Annotated in this window: 10 protein-coding genes and 1 pseudogene; 8 read left to right on the top strand and 3 right to left on the bottom strand. The window is 65.8% G+C overall.

Features of this window, described 5'->3' with window-relative positions; all coding sequences use genetic code 11:
- Positions 1–7: 7 nt before the first annotated feature.
- The gene (locus FAZ95_RS30900) at positions 8–787 is read right to left on the bottom strand and encodes a class I SAM-dependent methyltransferase (protein WP_137336224.1); all 780 of its coding nucleotides are present in this window, start codon (positions 785–787) and stop codon (positions 8–10) included.
- Positions 788–1,083: 296 nt separating this feature from the next.
- Between FAZ95_RS30900 and FAZ95_RS30895 the strand changes: the two are divergent.
- The 8 genes and pseudogenes from FAZ95_RS30895 to FAZ95_RS30860 all read left to right on the top strand — a co-directional run bounded on the left by FAZ95_RS30895 (position 1,084) and on the right by FAZ95_RS30860 (position 12,919).
- Positions 1,084–2,110 (top strand): annotated as a pseudogene (locus FAZ95_RS30895) (IS110 family RNA-guided transposase).
- Between the two features lie 1,016 nt (positions 2,111–3,126).
- On the top strand, positions 3,127–4,503 hold the full coding sequence (locus tag FAZ95_RS30890; RefSeq protein ID WP_254700008.1) for a nitrate/nitrite transporter: 1,377 nt from the start codon (positions 3,127–3,129) through the stop codon (positions 4,501–4,503).
- Between the two features lie 75 nt (positions 4,504–4,578).
- The gene (nirB, locus tag FAZ95_RS30885; RefSeq protein WP_137336223.1) at positions 4,579–7,011 is read left to right on the top strand and encodes a nitrite reductase large subunit NirB; all 2,433 of its coding nucleotides are present in this window, start codon (positions 4,579–4,581) and stop codon (positions 7,009–7,011) included.
- 24 nt (positions 7,012–7,035) lie between these two features.
- Positions 7,036–7,356, top strand: a complete 321-nt coding sequence (gene nirD, locus FAZ95_RS30880) for a nitrite reductase small subunit NirD (RefSeq protein ID WP_137337685.1) — start codon at positions 7,036–7,038, stop codon at positions 7,354–7,356.
- 82 nt (positions 7,357–7,438) lie between these two features.
- Positions 7,439–10,165, top strand: coding sequence for a nitrate reductase (locus FAZ95_RS30875; RefSeq protein WP_137336222.1), 2,727 nt, complete (start codon positions 7,439–7,441; stop codon positions 10,163–10,165).
- A 10-nt stretch (positions 10,166–10,175) separates the two neighbouring features.
- Entirely contained in the window at positions 10,176–10,985 is an 810-nt protein-coding gene (gene cobA, locus FAZ95_RS30870) for a uroporphyrinogen-III C-methyltransferase (RefSeq protein WP_137336221.1), read from the top strand.
- 209 nt (positions 10,986–11,194) lie between these two features.
- Positions 11,195–11,770: an ANTAR domain-containing response regulator gene (locus tag FAZ95_RS30865; protein ID WP_137336220.1), complete on the top strand. Its 576-nt coding sequence runs from the start codon at positions 11,195–11,197 to the stop codon at positions 11,768–11,770.
- Between the two features lie 9 nt (positions 11,771–11,779).
- Positions 11,780–12,919 (top strand): CmpA/NrtA family ABC transporter substrate-binding protein, encoded by a 1,140-nt coding sequence (locus tag FAZ95_RS30860; protein WP_137336219.1) that lies wholly within the window; start codon positions 11,780–11,782, stop codon positions 12,917–12,919.
- Between the two features lie 36 nt (positions 12,920–12,955).
- On the opposite strand, the gene FAZ95_RS30855 is transcribed toward FAZ95_RS30860, so the two are convergent.
- On the bottom strand, positions 12,956–14,158 hold the full coding sequence (locus FAZ95_RS30855; RefSeq protein ID WP_137336218.1) for a sensor histidine kinase: 1,203 nt from the start codon (positions 14,156–14,158) through the stop codon (positions 12,956–12,958).
- Positions 14,159–14,325: 167 nt separating this feature from the next.
- Entirely contained in the window at positions 14,326–16,620 is a 2,295-nt protein-coding gene (gene metE / locus FAZ95_RS30850; RefSeq protein ID WP_137336217.1) for a 5-methyltetrahydropteroyltriglutamate--homocysteine S-methyltransferase, read from the bottom strand.
- Positions 16,621–16,636: the final 16 nt, after the last annotated feature.

Below are 16,636 nucleotides of genomic sequence, written 5' to 3'. Positions count from 1 at the left end.
ATGACACCTACTCCTTTACTGTGAAAAACGCGGCCGTTTCGTAGGGAACGGTCACGACGTCCTTGCCGTTGAGCGACGGCTCCGCCGCGATCAACGCGTAGACCTCGCCGTCGATCTTGGCGCGCTCGTCGGCGGGCAGCGCGGCGATGAAGCTCGTCGAGCGCACGCGCGTGACGATCACGTCCTCGGGCGCGCCCGTATGGCCGTGACTGAAGTGCTGCTCGTCGAGCGGCCCGAAACCGGGATATGGAAACACATTGCGCCACGCGCCCGTGTAGTAGCGCGGCGTATCGCCCTCGACACGGTTGACGATCGCATCGAGCTTCGCCACCCAATCGACGCGCGCATCGCGCATGTTCCAGACGAGACCGAGCTTGCCGCCCGGCTTCAGCACACGCTGGATCTCCGCGAGCGCCTCGGCCGTCGCGAACCAATGGAACGACTGCGCGCAGACCACGGCATCGACCGACGCATCGGGCAGCGGTATCGACGTGGCCGTGCCCGTCAGCGCCAAGGCTCGCGGATTCCCGGCAGAGAGCGTCTCCAGCATTTCCGCAACGGGCTCGACGGCAATCACTGTGGCACCCGACTCGATGAGGTCGTGCGTGAACTTGCCGGTCCCCGCGCCGAGATCGACCACCGTCCGGCCTTCATGAAGCCCGAGGCCGTCGCGCAGCCAGCCGGCGATTTCCGGCGGATAGCCGGGCCTGCCGCGCACGTAGTTCGCGGCGCTCGTCGTGTAGCCCTCGGCTGCCGCGTGATGGATAGCGTCTGTTGCTTTCTTCACCGGTGTGCTCCCGCTCGATCGAATCGTGTCCGCAGCGAGGCGGCCTTGATGGGCCGGCCGCCAAGCCTGATGCAGATGGAACTCGAAACTCTAGCATTGAACTTTGACAGTCTCGTCGTCGGTGTTTGAATCGTTTGGGTTTGGTTCGTTAGCGCTTGGCGTGCAACTTTGATTTCGCGCCGTTCCGTATGGTCCGTCCCTCCCCGGGACCGGGGTCACTAATGAGATGGTCAGCCTGACCGAAGCAGCCCGATCGGCTTACGCTGATCGGGCTGCTTCCTTTTCGGGAGATCGTCATGGACCCCATCTCGTTGATCGGAATCGATCTTGGCAAGCATTGCTTCCACCTGCACGCGCAGTCGGCCTCGGGCCGCATGGTGTGGCGCAAGAAGCTCACGCGCAGCCAGATGTTCACCCTGCTTGGCAATGTTCCGAGCTGTACGGTGGTCATGGAAGCGTGTGCGGGTGCGCACTGGGTGGCGCGGCGGGTCGAGGCACTGGGCCATCAGGCCAAGCTGATCTCCCCGCAGTTCGTCAAACCATTCCTGCAGAGCAACAAGAACGATTTCGCCGATGCGCAGGCGATCTGCGAGGCGGCCTCGCGCCCGAGCATGCGCTTCGTCAGTGCGCGCAACGAGGCGCAGCAAACCCTCTCGGCCTTGCACCGCGTGCGCGAGGGGCTGGTGCGCGATCGCACCGGCACGGTCAATCAGATTCATGCCTTTTTTGCTGGAATTCGGCGTGAGTTTGCCCACAGGGATGGCCGTCATTCGCCGGCTGCCGGCCGTGCTGGGCGCGCATGATCTGCCGCCGCGGCTGATCGCGCTGCTCGAGCGTCTGCAGGCGCATTTCAAGTACCTCGATGCACAAATTGGCGAGATCGAGGGCGATCTGATGCGGCAACTGCGGGAGGATGAGCGCAGCCAGCGTTTGCTGGAGATTCCGGGCATCGGGCCGATCACGGCCAGCGTGCTGGCGAGCGAATTGGGCGACGCGCGGCAGTTCGCTTCGGCCCGGCAGTTCGCGGCGTCCGTCGGGCTGGTGCCGCGCCAATACAGCACGGGCGGCAAGCCGACGCTGCTGGGGATCAGCAAGCGCGGCGACAAGAATATAAGGCGGCTGTTGGTGCAATGCGCGAAGGCCATCATGCAGCACATCGAGCGGCGCACCGATCGCTTGGGCGCCTGGGTGCGCGGCCTGCTGAGCCGACGGCATGCGAACGTGGTGGCGTGCGCGCTGGCGAACAAGTTGGCGAGGATCGCCTGGGCCATCCTCGCCAGAGGCACGCACTACCAAGGTGCTCAGGCTGTAGCCGCAGCCTGACACTCTGCGCCGCTTGCGTTAGCTTTTACCCTAGTCACTTCCTGGTTTTGCGACGCGAGATACGTGAAGACATAAACGGCTCAACGGCCGGGCAAGCAACCTGAAAGACAAAACAGCGTTCCCATGCTGAGTCACTTTTGAGGTTTGCCCGGTGCGGCTCTCATCATGGGGCGGAAACCTGTTTCCACAGCGACCCCGGATAGATTTGCGCACGTCCAATTTACGTCAACACCACCTCGCTTGCAAAAGTCAGGCTGACCATAGATTTGTCCTTGCCAAAAGTAACCAAAAGCGCGTCCTGGGCGGACGGCCTAGCCCGGAGGCACTCAACCCTGTTAGTGCCGATGTTCCGCGCAAGCGTGGGAAACCGTTATTGCTCGCCGCACGTCCCATCAGTACGCGGCACAGAATTGCGCCGATACGATATAAATCGACGCTACCGATTTGGCAGCGCCCCCCGTTGCCTACGATGGGAAGGGAGCCCAAGCGCATGGGCCCACCGCAAGACAAGCACTTTCAGGTCTTTCCTGACCTGCATCGCTGATTTGACGCGAACGGACGAAATTCTGTGCCGCATGCAAACGGGACTAAAGGCGAGCGATAACGGTTTCCCACGGTTGCACTCGGAACACCGGTACTAACAGGGTTGAGTGCCTCCGGGCGGGCCGTCCGGCGAGGACGCGCTTTTGGTTACTTTTGGCAAGGACAAAAGTAACCCCGGTCCCGGGGAGGGACGGACTATACGGAACGCCGCGAATTCAAAGTTGCACGACAAACCCAAACAGCCCCAAAACAGCCCCAAACCCCATAAAGCCCGCCCAGGGCCCCTCCCCCCAAGACGATGCACACCGCGCCGATCCTGTGCGGCACGGCGGCGCGCCGCACTGCTGCGGTGCAACAGCACAAATTGGTGCAATCGCCGCAAAGCCACGCCAGCATTGGCTTTCCAGCGATGGTGCAGCTTGGCACGGAGGTTGCGTAATGCTTGCCCGTACCCGGCAACGGCGCCGGGTCACATGGATCACCGGGCACGCGCGACATCATCGGATCAATCCGCGGCCCACCAGGACAACGGCGTCCCCTCGTGCATCGACACGGGCGGACGCCGTTTTTGTTTGGTCGAGCAATGGCGCATCGACGTTCGCCGCGACGGTTTCGCTTCCCTTCGCGGCACGACGACGGAACTCAACATGGACCGCAGCTTCTGGCGCAGTGGACACACCCCGACGCTCTTTTCTGCCTTCCTCTATTTCGACCTGAGCTTCATGGTCTGGTATCTGCTCGGGCCGCTGCAGATCCAGATCGCGAAGACGCTCGAACTGTCGACTCAGCAGCGCGCGCTGATGGTCGCCACGCCGATCCTCGCGGGCGCGCTGCTGCGCTTGCCGATGGGCATGCTCGCCGATCGCATCGGCGCGAAGCGTGCTGGCCTGCTGGGCCAGATCGTCGTGATCGCGGCGCTGTTCGGCGCTTGGCGCGTCGGCATTCACAGCATGGCGCAGGCGCTCGTGTTCGGCGCACTCCTGGGCGTCGCCGGCGCGTCCTTCGCCGTTGCGCTGCCGCTCGCGTCGCGCTGGTATCCGCCGCAGCATCAAGGCACTGCGATGGGCATCGCCGGCGCGGGCAACTCGGGCACCGTGCTCGCCGCGCTGTTCGCGCCCGCGCTCGCCGTCGCGCTCGGCTGGCAAAACGTGTTCGGCATCGCCTGCCTTCCCCTCGCCGGCGCACTCGTCATCTATGTCTTCTGCGCGAAGGACGCGCCGGTTCCGTCGCAGCACAAGCATCTGCGCGACTACGCCCGCATGCTCGCGAACCGCGATGCGTGGTGGTTCATGTTCTTCTACGCGCTCACGTTCGGCGGCTTCTCGGGCTTCGCGAGCTCGCTGCCAGGCTACTTCCACGATCAATTCGCGTTCGATCCGAAGACCGCCGGCTATGCGACCGCCGCGTGCGTGTTCGCGGGCTCGGTGATGCGTCCGTTCGGCGGGCTGCTCGCCGACCGCATCGGCGGCACGCGTTCGCTCTTGACCGTGTATGGCGCCGTGGCTGCGCTGATCGGCACCTCAGGTTTCAGTGCGGGCGCACCCGCCGTGTCGCTCGCGCTCTTCATCGTCGCGATGCTGTGCCTCGGCATGGGCAACGGCGCGGTGTTCCAGCTCGTGCCGCAGCGCTTCGCAAAGGACATCGGCGTGATGACCGGCTTGGTCGGCATGGCGGGCGGCGTCGGCGGCTTCGCGCTGGCCGCAAGCCTCGGCGCAATCAAGCAGGCCACCGGCTTCTACTCCGCCGGACTGTGGCTCTTCGCATGCCTCGTAGCGCTCGGCTGGCTCGGCCTTTCCAACGTCAAGCGCCGCTGGCGCGCGTCGTGGACTGGCGCGACGGCTCGCGTATGAGCGAGCTTTAAGCGCAACGCACTGAATAGCCCCGAATCGAATCGCACCAGCATCGACCTTGTAGGAACAGAAATCATGAACAAGCCCCGTCTCGTCGTCATCGGCAATGGCATGGCCGGCATCCGCACGATCGAAGAGCTGCTCGCGCTCGCTCCCGATCACTACGACATCACCGTGTTCGGCGCCGAGCCGCATCCGAACTACAACCGCATCCTGCTCTCGCCGGTGCTCGCCGGCGAGCAGAAGTTCGACGACATCGTCCTCAATCCGCTCGCGTGGTACGAGGAAAACGGCGTGCATCTGCACCTCGGCAAGACGATCACGAAGATCGACCGCAAGAAGCGCGTCGTCGCCACCGGCGACGGCGTCGAGGCCCCCTACGACCGCCTGCTGATCGCGACCGGCTCGTCGCCGTTCATCCTGCCGGTGCCGGGCAACACGCTCAAAGGCGTGATCACCTATCGCGACATCTACGATACGGAAGCGATGATCGAGGCCGCGAAGGTCAAGAAGCACGCGGTCGTGATCGGCGGCGGCCTGCTGGGCCTCGAAGCCGCAAACGGCCTGAAGCTGCGCGGCATGGACGTGACCGTCGTGCACCTCGCCGACACGCTGCTCGAGCGCCAGCTCGACGCGACCGCGGGCAAGCTGCTGCAGCGCTCGCTCGAAGAACGCGGGCTTGCGTTCCTGCTCTCGAAGGCGACCACGGAAATCATCGGCAACGATGCGGGCGACGTGACGGGCGTGCGCTTCAAGGACGGCAGCGAGATCCCCGCCGACCTCGTCGTGATGGCCGCCGGCATCCGCCCGAACACGACGCTCGCCGAATCGGCGGGGCTGCATTGCAACCGCGGCATCGTCGTCAACGACACGCTGCAAACCTACGACCCGCGCGTCTACGCGGTCGGCGAATGCGTGAGCCATCGCGGCGTCGCCTACGGCCTCGTCGCGCCGCTCTTCGAGCAGGCCAAGGTGTGCGCGAATCACCTCGCGCTGATGGGCATCGGCAGCTACAAGGGTTCGGTGCTGTCGACGAAGCTCAAGGTCACCGGCATCGACCTCTTCTCCGCAGGCGATTTTCTGGGCAGCGAGGGCACGGAGGAGATCGTGCTGTCCGATCCGTCGGGCGGCGTCTACAAGAAGCTCGTGATCAAGGACGACCAGCTCGTCGGCGCCTGCCTCTACGGCGACACGGCCGACGGCGCGTGGTACTTCAAGCTGCTGCGCGAAGGCCGCAAGCTCGGCGAGTTGCGCGACCACATCATGTTCGGCGAATCGAGCATCGGCGACGCGGGCGTGTCGGGCCACGACAAGGCCGCGGCGATGGCCGACAGCGACGAAGTCTGCGGCTGCAACGGCGTGTGCAAAGGCACGATCGTCAAGGCCATCACCGAGAAGGGCCTCTTCACGCTCGACGACGTCAAGAAGCACACCAAGGCCGCGAGCTCCTGCGGCTCGTGCTCGGGCCTCGTCGAGCAGATCCTGATGAGCACGGTCGGCACGAGCTTCCAGGAAACGCCGAAGACGAAAGCCATCTGCGGCTGCACGGACCGCAGCCACGACGAAGTGCGCCGCGCGATCCGCGAGCACAAGCTGTTCTCGCACCAGGCCGTCTACGACTTCCTCGAATGGCGCACGCCGAACGGCTGCGCGACCTGCCGCCCCGCGATCAACTACTACCTGATCTCGACCTGGCCGCGCGACGCCGTCGACGATCCGCAAAGCCGCTTCGTCAACGAACGCGTGCACGCGAACATCCAGAAGGACAACACGTTCTCGGTGGTGCCGCAGATGAAGGGCGGCGTCACGACGCCCGACGAATTGCGCCGTATCGCGGACGTCGCCGACAAGTACCACATCCCGATGGTCAAGGTCACGGGCGGCCAGCGCATCGACTTGCTCGGCGTGAAGAAGGAAGACCTCGTCAACGTGTGGAAGGACCTCGGCATGAAGTCGGGCCACGCGTACGGCAAATCGATCCGCACCGTGAAAACCTGCGTGGGCAGCGAGTTCTGCCGCTTCGGCACACAGAACAGCACGCAAATGGGCATCGATCTGGAAACGATGCTCGCCAACATGTGGTCGCCGCATAAGGTGAAGCTCGCCGTGTCCGGCTGCCCGCGCAATTGCGCGGAGGCCGGCATCAAGGACGTCGGCGTGATCGCAGTCGACAGCGGCTGGGAGTTGTATGTCGGCGGCAACGGCGGCATCAAGACCGAAGTCGCACAGTTCCTCGTCAAGGTGAAGACCTCCGACGAAGTGATGGAATACAGCGGCGCATTCCTGCAGCTCTATCGCGAGGAAGCGCACTACCTCGACCGCACCGTGCACTACATCGCGCGCGTCGGGCTCGACTATGTGAAGAAGAAGATCGTCGACGATACCGCGAACCGCAAGGCGCTGTATGAACGCCTGCTGTACTCGCTCGAGGGACTGCCCGATCCGTGGGAAGCCCGCGTGGGCGGTGCGCAGAAGCACGAGTACATCCCGATCAAGGTCGTCGCTTAAGGATTCAAGGAACGGAACATGGATATGCAATTCCCTTCGACCTGGACGCACGTCTGCAACGTGTCCGACATTCCGCGCCTCGGCAGCCGCGTGCTCGAGCGCGAGCATGGCAACGTCGCGATCTTCCGCACGGCGACGGACAAGGTGTTCGCGCTGCTCGACCACTGCCCGCACAAAGGCGGTGCGCTCTCGCAAGGCATCGTGCACGGCGAGGCCGTGACGTGTCCGCTGCACGCGTGGAATATCGAACTCGCCAGCGGCGAGGCGCGCGCCCCGGATGAAGGCTGCGCACGGCGCTTTCCGGTGAAGGTGGAAGGCGATGCAGTATTCGTCTGCCTCGCTTGAACCGGTTGATCCGCTCGAATCGATTGAACCGTCGATTGACTCGCCGATTGAATCGTCCTCAACCGCCACGAACGCCAACGCCATGAAAACCGTCACCCGTTCCACCTGTTGCTATTGCGGCGTGGGCTGTGGCGTGCTCGTCGAAGCCGAGGACGGCCGCATCACCGGCATTCAAGGCGATCCGGAGCACCCGGCGAACTACGGCCGGCTGTGCACGAAGGGCCGCTCGCTGCCGCTGACGGTGCAAAGCGTGACGGGCCGCCTGCTGCGCCCCGAAGTGCGCGCGACGCGCGACGCCAAGCGCGAGCCCGCCGACTGGTCGAGCGCGCTCGATCTCGTCGCCGAGCGTTTCGCGCAGGTCATCGAACGCCACGGCCCCGATGCGGTCGCGTTCTACGTCTCGGGCCAACTGCTGACCGAGGACTACTACGTCTTCAACAAGCTCGCGAAGGGGCTCGTCAAAACCAACAACATCGATACCAACTCGCGGCTGTGCATGTCGAGCGCGGTCACGGCGTACAAGAAGGCGTTCGGCGCGGACGGCCCGCCCACCTGCTACGAAGACCTCGAACTCGCGCAGACCGTGCTGTTCGCGGGCAGCAACATGGCGTACGCGCATCCGGTGCTGTTCAGGCGGCTCGAAGAAGCGAAGGCGAAGCATCCGGACATCCGCTGGATCGTCGTCGATCCGCGCCGCACCGACATGGCCGCGATGGCCGACTTGCATCTCGCGATCCAGCCCGGCACCGACGTCGCGCTGTTCAACGGCATGCTGCATCACCTCATCTGGGAAGGCATGCTCGATCGCGCGTACATCGACGCGCACACCGAGGGCTTCGATGCGCTGAAGGCGCTCGTGCGCGAATACACGCCGCGCATGGCGGCCGAGATCTGCGGGATCGAAGAGCGTGCGCTGCTGCAGGCGGCCGAATGGTTCGGCGCGAGCCCGGCGGCGCTCTCGCTCTATTGCATGGGTCTCAATCAATCGAGCCACGGCACCGACAAGAACCTCGCGCTCATCAACCTGCATCTCGCGACGGGCCAGGTCGGCCGTCCCGGCGCGGGGCCGTTCTCGCTGACGGGGCAGCCCAACGCGATGGGCGGACGCGAAGTCGGCGGCATGGCGACGATGCTCGCCGCGCATCGCGATATCGGCAATGCCGGGCACCGTGCGGAAGTGGAAGCGCTGTGGGGCGTGGAAGGATTGTCGGATCGGCCCGGACTGCCCGCCGTCGAGATGTTCGATGCCGTGCGCAGCGGCAAGATCAAGGCGATCTGGATCGCGTGCACGAACCCCGTGCATTCGATGCCCGACATCGTGCGCGTGCGCGAAGCGTTGGCGACCGCCGAGTTCGTCGTCGTGCAGGAAGCGTTCGCGCAGACCGATACCGTTCCCTACGCGGACGTGCTGCTGCCCGCTGCGAGCTGGGGCGAAAAATCGGGCACCGTCACGAATTCGGAGCGGCGCATCTCGCGCGTGCAAGCGGCCGTCGATGCGCCCGGCGAAGCGAAGCCCGATTGGTGGATCGTCAACGAAGTCGCGCGACGCATCGAAGCGAAGCTGTCATCGCAGACGCCAACCTTGTTTGGCTTCGACACGCCGCAAGCCGTCTTCGACGAACACCGCAGACTCACCGCAGGACGCGATCTGGATATCGGCGGGTTGTCGTACGCGAAGCTCGAAACCGATGGCCCGCAGCAATGGCCGTTCGCGGCCGATGCGGTGCAAGGCCAGGCGCGCCGCTATACCGACGGCGTCTTCGCCACCGCCGACGGCCGCGCGCGCTTTCATGCGACGCGCTATCTGCCGGTCGCCGAGCCCGTCGATGCACGCTATCCGTTCCGCCTCGTCACCGGACGCCTGCGCGACCAATGGCACGGCATGAGCCGCACCGGCCGGGTAGGCGCGCTGTTCGCGCACGCGCCGGAGCCCGCGCTCACGATGCATCGCGCGGACGCCACGCGGCGCGGTTTCAAGGACGGCGACCTCCTCACCATCGCGAGCCGCCGCGGCTCGCTCGTGCTGCCGGTGCAAATCTCGGACGACGTCGCCTCGGGCACCGTGTTCGCGCCGATGCACTGGAACGGGCAGTTCCTCAACAGCGGCGGCATCAACGAGACGACCGTGCCCGCCGTCGACCCGCATTCCGCGCAGCCCGAACTGAAGCACGCGGCAGTGCGCGTGCAAGCAGCGGACCTGCCGTGGCGTCTCGTCGCCGCTAAACGGGGCGGCGACGGTGGCAGCGACGTGCTTGCGCTGCACGCCGCCGTGCAGCCGCTGTTGCGCGAGCGGCGCTACGCGTCGGTGCGGATCGAAGCCGACGAGAACGGCGGCGAGATGCTGATCGTCTCGGCCGCCGACGTCCGCGCGCCCGCCGAATGGCTCGATCGTCTTCACGACGCGCTCGGCCTGCCGCGCGGCGAGGACCTGCTCGAATACCGCGACGCGCGGCGCGGCCACGAAAAACGCGTCGCGTGGCACGAGAACATGATCGACGGCTTCATGCTCGCAGGCGGCGCGAAGGGTACAAGCGGCACGACCGGCGCGGCCGCGCTGATCGACCGCATCCGCGAAGCGGCCCCGTGGAGCGGGCCACGCCATGCCGTGTTCGTCGAAGGCAAGCGCGCGCCGCGCGACCGCGTGATCTGCAACTGCAAGCAAGTCACGCAATCGCAGATCGCGGAGGCGATCGCGGCGGGCGCGGACCTCGCCGAACTGAAATCGACACTCGGCTGCGGCAGCGTCTGCGGCTCGTGCGTGCCGGAAATCCGGCGCCTCTACGACGCCGTGCCGGCCGCGGCGCACTGATGTAAAGGACATGACGATGGTCAGTGGCAAAGTCACCCTGTTGAGCGCCGGCCCCGGCGACCTGGATCTGCTGACGATCCGCGCGGCCAAAGCGCTCGAACGCGCCGACGTCCTCTTGCTCGACGATCTTGCGAACGCGCAGCTCGCGACGCTCGCGCCGAACGCGCGCGTGATCCGCGTCGGCAAGCGCGGCGGCTGCAAGTCGACGCCGCAAGCGTTCATTCAGCGGCTCATGCGGCGCTATGCGGCCAAAGGGCTTCACGTCGTGCGCGCGAAAGGCGGCGAAGCGCTGCTGTTCGGGCGCGCGGGCGAAGAAATCGCGGACCTGCGCCGCGCGGGCATCGAAGTCGAAATCGTCAACGGCATTTCGTCGGGGTTCGCGGCAGCGGCGGGGCTGGGCGTGTCGCTCACGCATCGCGAGCATTGCCAAGGCGTGACGTTCGTCACCGCGCATCTGCAGGACGACAGCGAGCCCGATTGGGCCGCGCTCGCCGCGACGCGCACGACGCTCGCGATCTACATGGGCATGAGCCGGATCGCACACGTGTGTGCGCGCCTCGCAGAAACGCTCGCGCCATCGACGCCCGCCGCCGTCGTCCAATGGGCGGGATCGGCCAGCGAGCGGCGCCTTTTGAGCCGGCTCGGAAGCTTGGCTGACGATGTTGCTGCGGCCGGGTTCGGCAGCCCGGCGGTGATTCTGATCGGCGACGCGATCGGCGCGGCCGAGGGGTTTGCGCTCGACGCATCGAGCGCCTCGGCGCAAGACGATGCCAACGCGGCCCCGCGCCGCCCGCTCGACGGGTACGCGTATGCGGCCTGACCGACGCGACTCAGCCCAATTCCGCGCAGATAGCCGCACCGCCGAGCGCCTTGCCGGAGTGCGCCGACGCCGGGCCTCGTCAGCCGCGCGCACGCCGCGCTCACGCGAACCGCGCGAACCTGCGTATATTGAACACATGAACGCCCAGCCGCCTTGCGCGCGGCGGCGTCGAGACACTGGAACCTGATCTGCCGAGCCTTCCCTCCCCCATGCTGCGCGTGCTGCTCGTCACCGACACCGACAAACCCATCGGCGATTTGCGCGAGGCGCTCGCTCGCCTCGGCTACGACATGCTGCCCGAAGCGGCGACGCCCCAGGCGCTGCCGAAAGTCGTCGAAAGCGAGCGGCCGGACGTCGTCATCATCGATACCGAATCGCCGTCGCGCGACACGCTCGAACAGCTCGCCGTCATGAACGAAACGGCGCCGCGCCCCGTGCTGATGTTCAGCAGCGATGCGAACCAGCAGCTGATCCACGCGGCAGTCGGCGCGGGCGTGACGGCCTATCTCGTCGAGGGACTCGCGGCCGAGCGGCTCGCGCCGATTCTCGAAGTCGCGCTCGCGCGCTTCGCGCACGAAGCGAAGCTGCGCCAGCGTCTTCACCAAGTCGAAGGTGAACTGGCCGACCGCAAGATGATCGACCGCGCGAAACGCCTCTTGATGGACCGCCGCAAGATGTCCGAGCAGGAAGCGTATGCGACGCTGCGCAAGCGCGCGATGGACCAGGGCATCAAGGTTGCCGAAGTCGCGCGGCAGCTCGTCTCGATGGCCGATCTTCTCGGTTGACCGCACGATATGACTACGCCAACACCCTCCTCCTCGCATGTGGCCGAAGACACTCACGGCAAGCTCGAGAAGACGCACCTGCGCCTCGGCTTCGTCGCGCTTTCCGACGTCGCGCCGCTCGTCGCCGCCAAGGTGCTCGAATTCGGCCACAGCCATGGGCTCACGCTCGAACTGTGCCGCCAGCCGTCGTGGGCTGCCGTGCGCGACAAGCTGCTCTCGGGCGAGCTCGACGCCGCGCATGCGCTGTATGGGCTCGTCTACGGCGTGCAGCTCGGCATCGGCGGGCCGCAGGCCGATATGGCGGTGCTGCTCGTGCTCAATCGCAACGGGCAAGGCATCACGCTTTCGAACCGGCTCACGCAAGCCGTGAAGGAGCATGGCAGCCTGAAAGCGGGGCTCGCGTCGCTGAACCGCGTGCCCGTCTTTGCTCAGACGTTTCCGACCGGCACGCACGCGATGTGGCTCTACTATTGGCTCGCGGCTCAGGGCGTGCATCCGCTGCGCGATATTCAAAGCGTCGTGATTCCGCCGCCGCAGATGGTCGATGCGCTCGCGGAAGACAAGCTCGACGGCTTCTGTGCCGGCGAACCGTGGCATGCGGTCGCCGAAGCGCGGCGCGCCGGGAAAACCGCGATTGCGACGAGCGACATCTGGCCCGGTCATCCGGAGAAAGTGCTCGCGTGCCGGCGCGATTTCGTGTCGCTGTATCCGAATACGGCGCGTGCGCTCGTGCAGACGATGCTCGAAGCGTGCCGCTGGGTCGACACGCGCGAGCATCGCTCGGAGATCTCCGCGTGGCTCGCGAAGCCGGAGGTGCTCAACGTGCCGCGCGAGGTGATCGAGCCGCGTCTCGTCGGCATCTATGAAGGCGCGCAGTTCGCGAAACCGCCGCTCGCGATGAGCTTTTTCGATGGCGGCAAGGTCAACTATCCGCGGCTATCCGACGGTGAATGGTTTCTCGCGCAATACCGTCGCTGGAACTTGCTGCGCGATGGGGACAGCGCGGGCGATGCGGCGATTGCCGCCGGTATCAATCAGACATCGCTTTACCGTGAAGCGGCGGCGCTCTGCGATGTCGAGATTCCGGAGGAGACGCGCGTCGATGTTCTGTTCGACGGGCAGACGTGGGGCGGCAACGCGGGCAAATAATGTCTGCTTTGCCGGGCTATGGACGGCGCCCGTCCATCAAGCGACCGGCACGATAATGCGTACCCAAAGCCCGCCCTCGGGATGATTGCCGAGCTTGAGCTTGGCGCCGCAGCTCTCGGCGAGCCGTCCTACGATCGAGAGCCCCAACCCCCAGTGCTCGCCGAGATCCCCTGTCGCATCGCGCGGTGCGGACGGCTGAAGCACCGCCGCAAAGTCGCGCTCCTCGATGCCCTCGCCGTGATCGCGCACGCTGAGCGTCCAGGCGCGCGGACTGCCCGTCGTGCGGATCTCGACCGGCGGCGCGCCGTGCGCGAGGGCATTGCCGACGAGGTTGCCGATCATGCGCTCGAGCGCCGCGCGAGGCAGCATGAAGTGCGGACCGGCCTTGAGATGGAGCACGACCGACGGCTCGTCAGCGCCGCCCTGCAACGACCAATCGCGCAGAAACCAATCGACGGGCACGAGCGGCGTATGGGTCGAATGAGCGGTTGAGTGAGGTGTGGCATGCGGCGCCGCGACCCCGGCGAATTGATTCGCAACAGCCGTGAACGCCTCGATTTCCTCGATGAACGCGGCGCGCTGGTGCCATTTGCCGACGGTCAGCGCGCGCGTGCGAAGCCGCGAGACCCGCTCGTCGATGTGACGCGCGAACGCCGACATCGCCTCCGACTGTTCCTCCAGCGCACGCTTTCGACTGCACATGAGGTCGCGAAGCGTGCGCGCGGCCCGGCGCACGTCGCGCGGCGCGTCCTCGAAACCCGCCCATGCACCGCAAGCGTGCGATTCGCGGATCGTGCGCGCGAGCGAGCGCCATGCGCGCTGCGTGCGGCGGGACCACAAGCACACCGCGAGCAGCGCCAGCGGCGCAACGAGGATCAGCGCCGCCACGCGAGCGTCGATCGAAACATTCAATCCACCGTCGTCCGGCAGCCGCGCGTCGGCGGTTCGCCTAAACGCACACGGCCAATACGCTTCGGCCAGCACATTGCGAACGATCGGCGCACTTAGATCGACGATCCGCGGCTTGACTGCTATAGCGGGTTTGATCGGAGGCGCGCCGGCGACGGCGAGATCGAATTGGCCGCCGTCCTGCCCGCGGGCGTCCATGCGCGGGCTGCCCGCCGCAAGCGCGAAGCCGTCGTCACGCGACGGCGCGGGCGTCAGAAATTGATATCCGCCGTGCGCGGCGAGCAGCATGGCGACCGGCAGCAGCACGGTTCGTGCAAACCAAGTATTCACGATGAGTCTTCGCTATTTCTTGACCAAGTTGCCCTTCGGCCATGTGCGCTGCCAGCTTAGGGCCCAGGCAATGATCGCTGAAAAGACGCTGGGCAAAACATCGAGAATCCCGGGAATCTGACCTCTGCTTACCGGATCTTGCTGCGGCAGGCGGGCGGATCGCGCCGTTACTGCACCTGCCTGCGCAGCGTTTTCGCGGCAGACACCATATTCGTCAGCGCCGGAATGACTTCCGCCCACTGACGCGTCTTCAACCCGCAGTCCGGGTTCACCCACAGACGCTCCGCCGGAATCCGCTCAGCCGCCTTCTTCATGAGCGCAACGATGTGCTCCTGGCTCGGAATGTTCGGCGAGTGGATGTCGTACACGCCCGGCCCGATCTCGTTCGGATACTTGAAGGTGTCGAAGGCGTCGAGCAGCTCCATATCCGAGCGTGACGTCTCGATCGTGATGACGTCGGCGTCCATGTCGGCGATCGACGCGATGATGTCGTTGAACTCCGAGTAGCACATGTGGGTGTGAATCTGCGTCTCGTCGCCCACGCCGTTGGCCGTGATGCGGAAGGACTCGACCGCCCAATCCAGGTACGTCTGCCATTGCGACCGGCGCAGCGGCAGGCCTTCGCGCAGCGCGGCCTCGTCGATCTGGATCACGCGGATGCCGGCGCGCTCCAGGTCCAGCACTTCCTCGCGGATCGCGAGCGCAAGCTGATAGCAGGACACCGAACGCGGCTGGTCGTCGCGCACGAACGACCAGTTCAGGATCGTCACGGGCCCGGTCAGCATGCCCTTCATCGGCTTGCTGGTGAGGGACTGCGCGTACTGGATCCACTCGACCGTCATTGCCTTTGGGCGGCTGATGTCGCCGAACAGGATGGGCGGCTTCACGCAGCGTGAGCCATACGACTGAACCCAGCCGAACTGGCTGAAGGCGTAGCCATCGAGTTGCTCGCCGAAATACTCGACCATGTCATTGCGCTCGGCTTCGCCGTGAACCAGCACGTCTAGGCTCAGGGCTTCCTGCTCGCGTACGCTGCGGGCGATCTCGGCTTGCATCGCGACCTGGTAGCCGGCCTCGTCGAGCGCGCCGGCCTTGAACTGGCTGCGCGCGTGACGGATCTCGGCGGTCTGCGGAAACGAGCCAATCGTGGTGGTCGGGAATGCCGGCAGCTTCAACCGCGCGGACTGCTTCGGCGCACGGGCGGCATACGGGTTCTGGCGCTGGCCGAGCGCGGCGTCGATGCGCGCGAGCGCCGCCTTGACGGCCGGATTGTGGACACGCGGCGACGCACGGCGGCACGCGATCGCCGCCGCATTCGCGGCCAGCTCCGCGGCGACCGATGCGCGGCCCTGATTGAGCGCGGACGCGAGCACCTTCAGCTCGTCGAGTTTCTGCAACGCAAACGCTAGCCACGAACGGATTTCGGCATCGAGCTTCTGTTCGCTCGACAGATCGACCGGCACGTGCAGCAGCGAGCACGATGGCGCAATCCACAGCCGCGAGCCGAGCGTCTTGGCAAGCGGTTCGAGCCAGTCGAGCGTCGCGGTCAGGTCGGTCTTCCAGATATTGCGGCCGTTGATCGCGCCAACCGACAGCACGCGCTCCGCCGGCAACGCGCGGGCGAGCGTCGCGACTTCGTCGCGCGCATTGATGGCGTCGATATGCAAGCCGTCGACCGGCAGCGAGCATGCGAGCCCGAGATTCTCCTGCAACTGGCCGAAGTACGTCGCGAGCAGCAGCTTGACGCGGCGCGTCTCGAGCGTCTCGTATGCGGTGACGAACGCTTGCTGCCAGGCGGGATCGAGCTCGGTGACGAGCGCCGGTTCGTCGATCTGCACCCACTCGACGCCTTGTGCCGCGAACGTGTCGAGCAGCGCGCCATAGACCGGCAGCAGCTTCGGCAGCAGCGCGAGGCGGTCCGTTTCGTCCTTGGCCTTGCCGAGCCACAGGTACGTCACCGGCCCAATGATCACGGGCTTCGCGTTCACGCCGAGATTGCGGGCCTCGGTCAGTTGCGTCACGAGGCGCGACGGGTCCAGCGTGAAGCCGGTCGACGCCGTGAACTCCGGCACGATGTAGTGATAGTTCGTATCGAACCATTTGGTCATCTCGCCCGCCGCAACGCCGCCGCAGCACGCGCCATGGTCTTCCGCGGTCTGCGCCGACCGGCCGCGCGCCACACGGAAGGCGTTGTCGAGCGCGTCGCCGTGGAAGCCCTGCACACGCTCCGGCAGATTCCCCAGCGTGAAGCTCATGTCGAGCACCTGGTCGTAGAACGCGAAGTCGCCCACGGGCGCCAGATCGAGACCTTGCTGATTCTCCCAGTGACGCTGACGCAGCTGCGCGCCCAGTGCCTTGAGTTCGTCGCGCGAGCACTCGCCTTTCCAGTAGCTTTCGAGGGCGAATTTCAGTTCGCGTTTGGCGCCGATGCGCGGGAAGCCGAGATTGTGTGTCGTGACCATGGAAGCTGCCGTAGAG

It is taken from the genome of Trinickia violacea (genome assembly GCF_005280735.1).
GTDB classification, from domain to species: Bacteria; Pseudomonadota; Gammaproteobacteria; order Burkholderiales; family Burkholderiaceae; genus Trinickia_A; species Trinickia_A violacea.
Note: the sequence above shows the minus strand (reverse complement) of the source record. Positions and strands in the feature narration are given on the sequence as shown.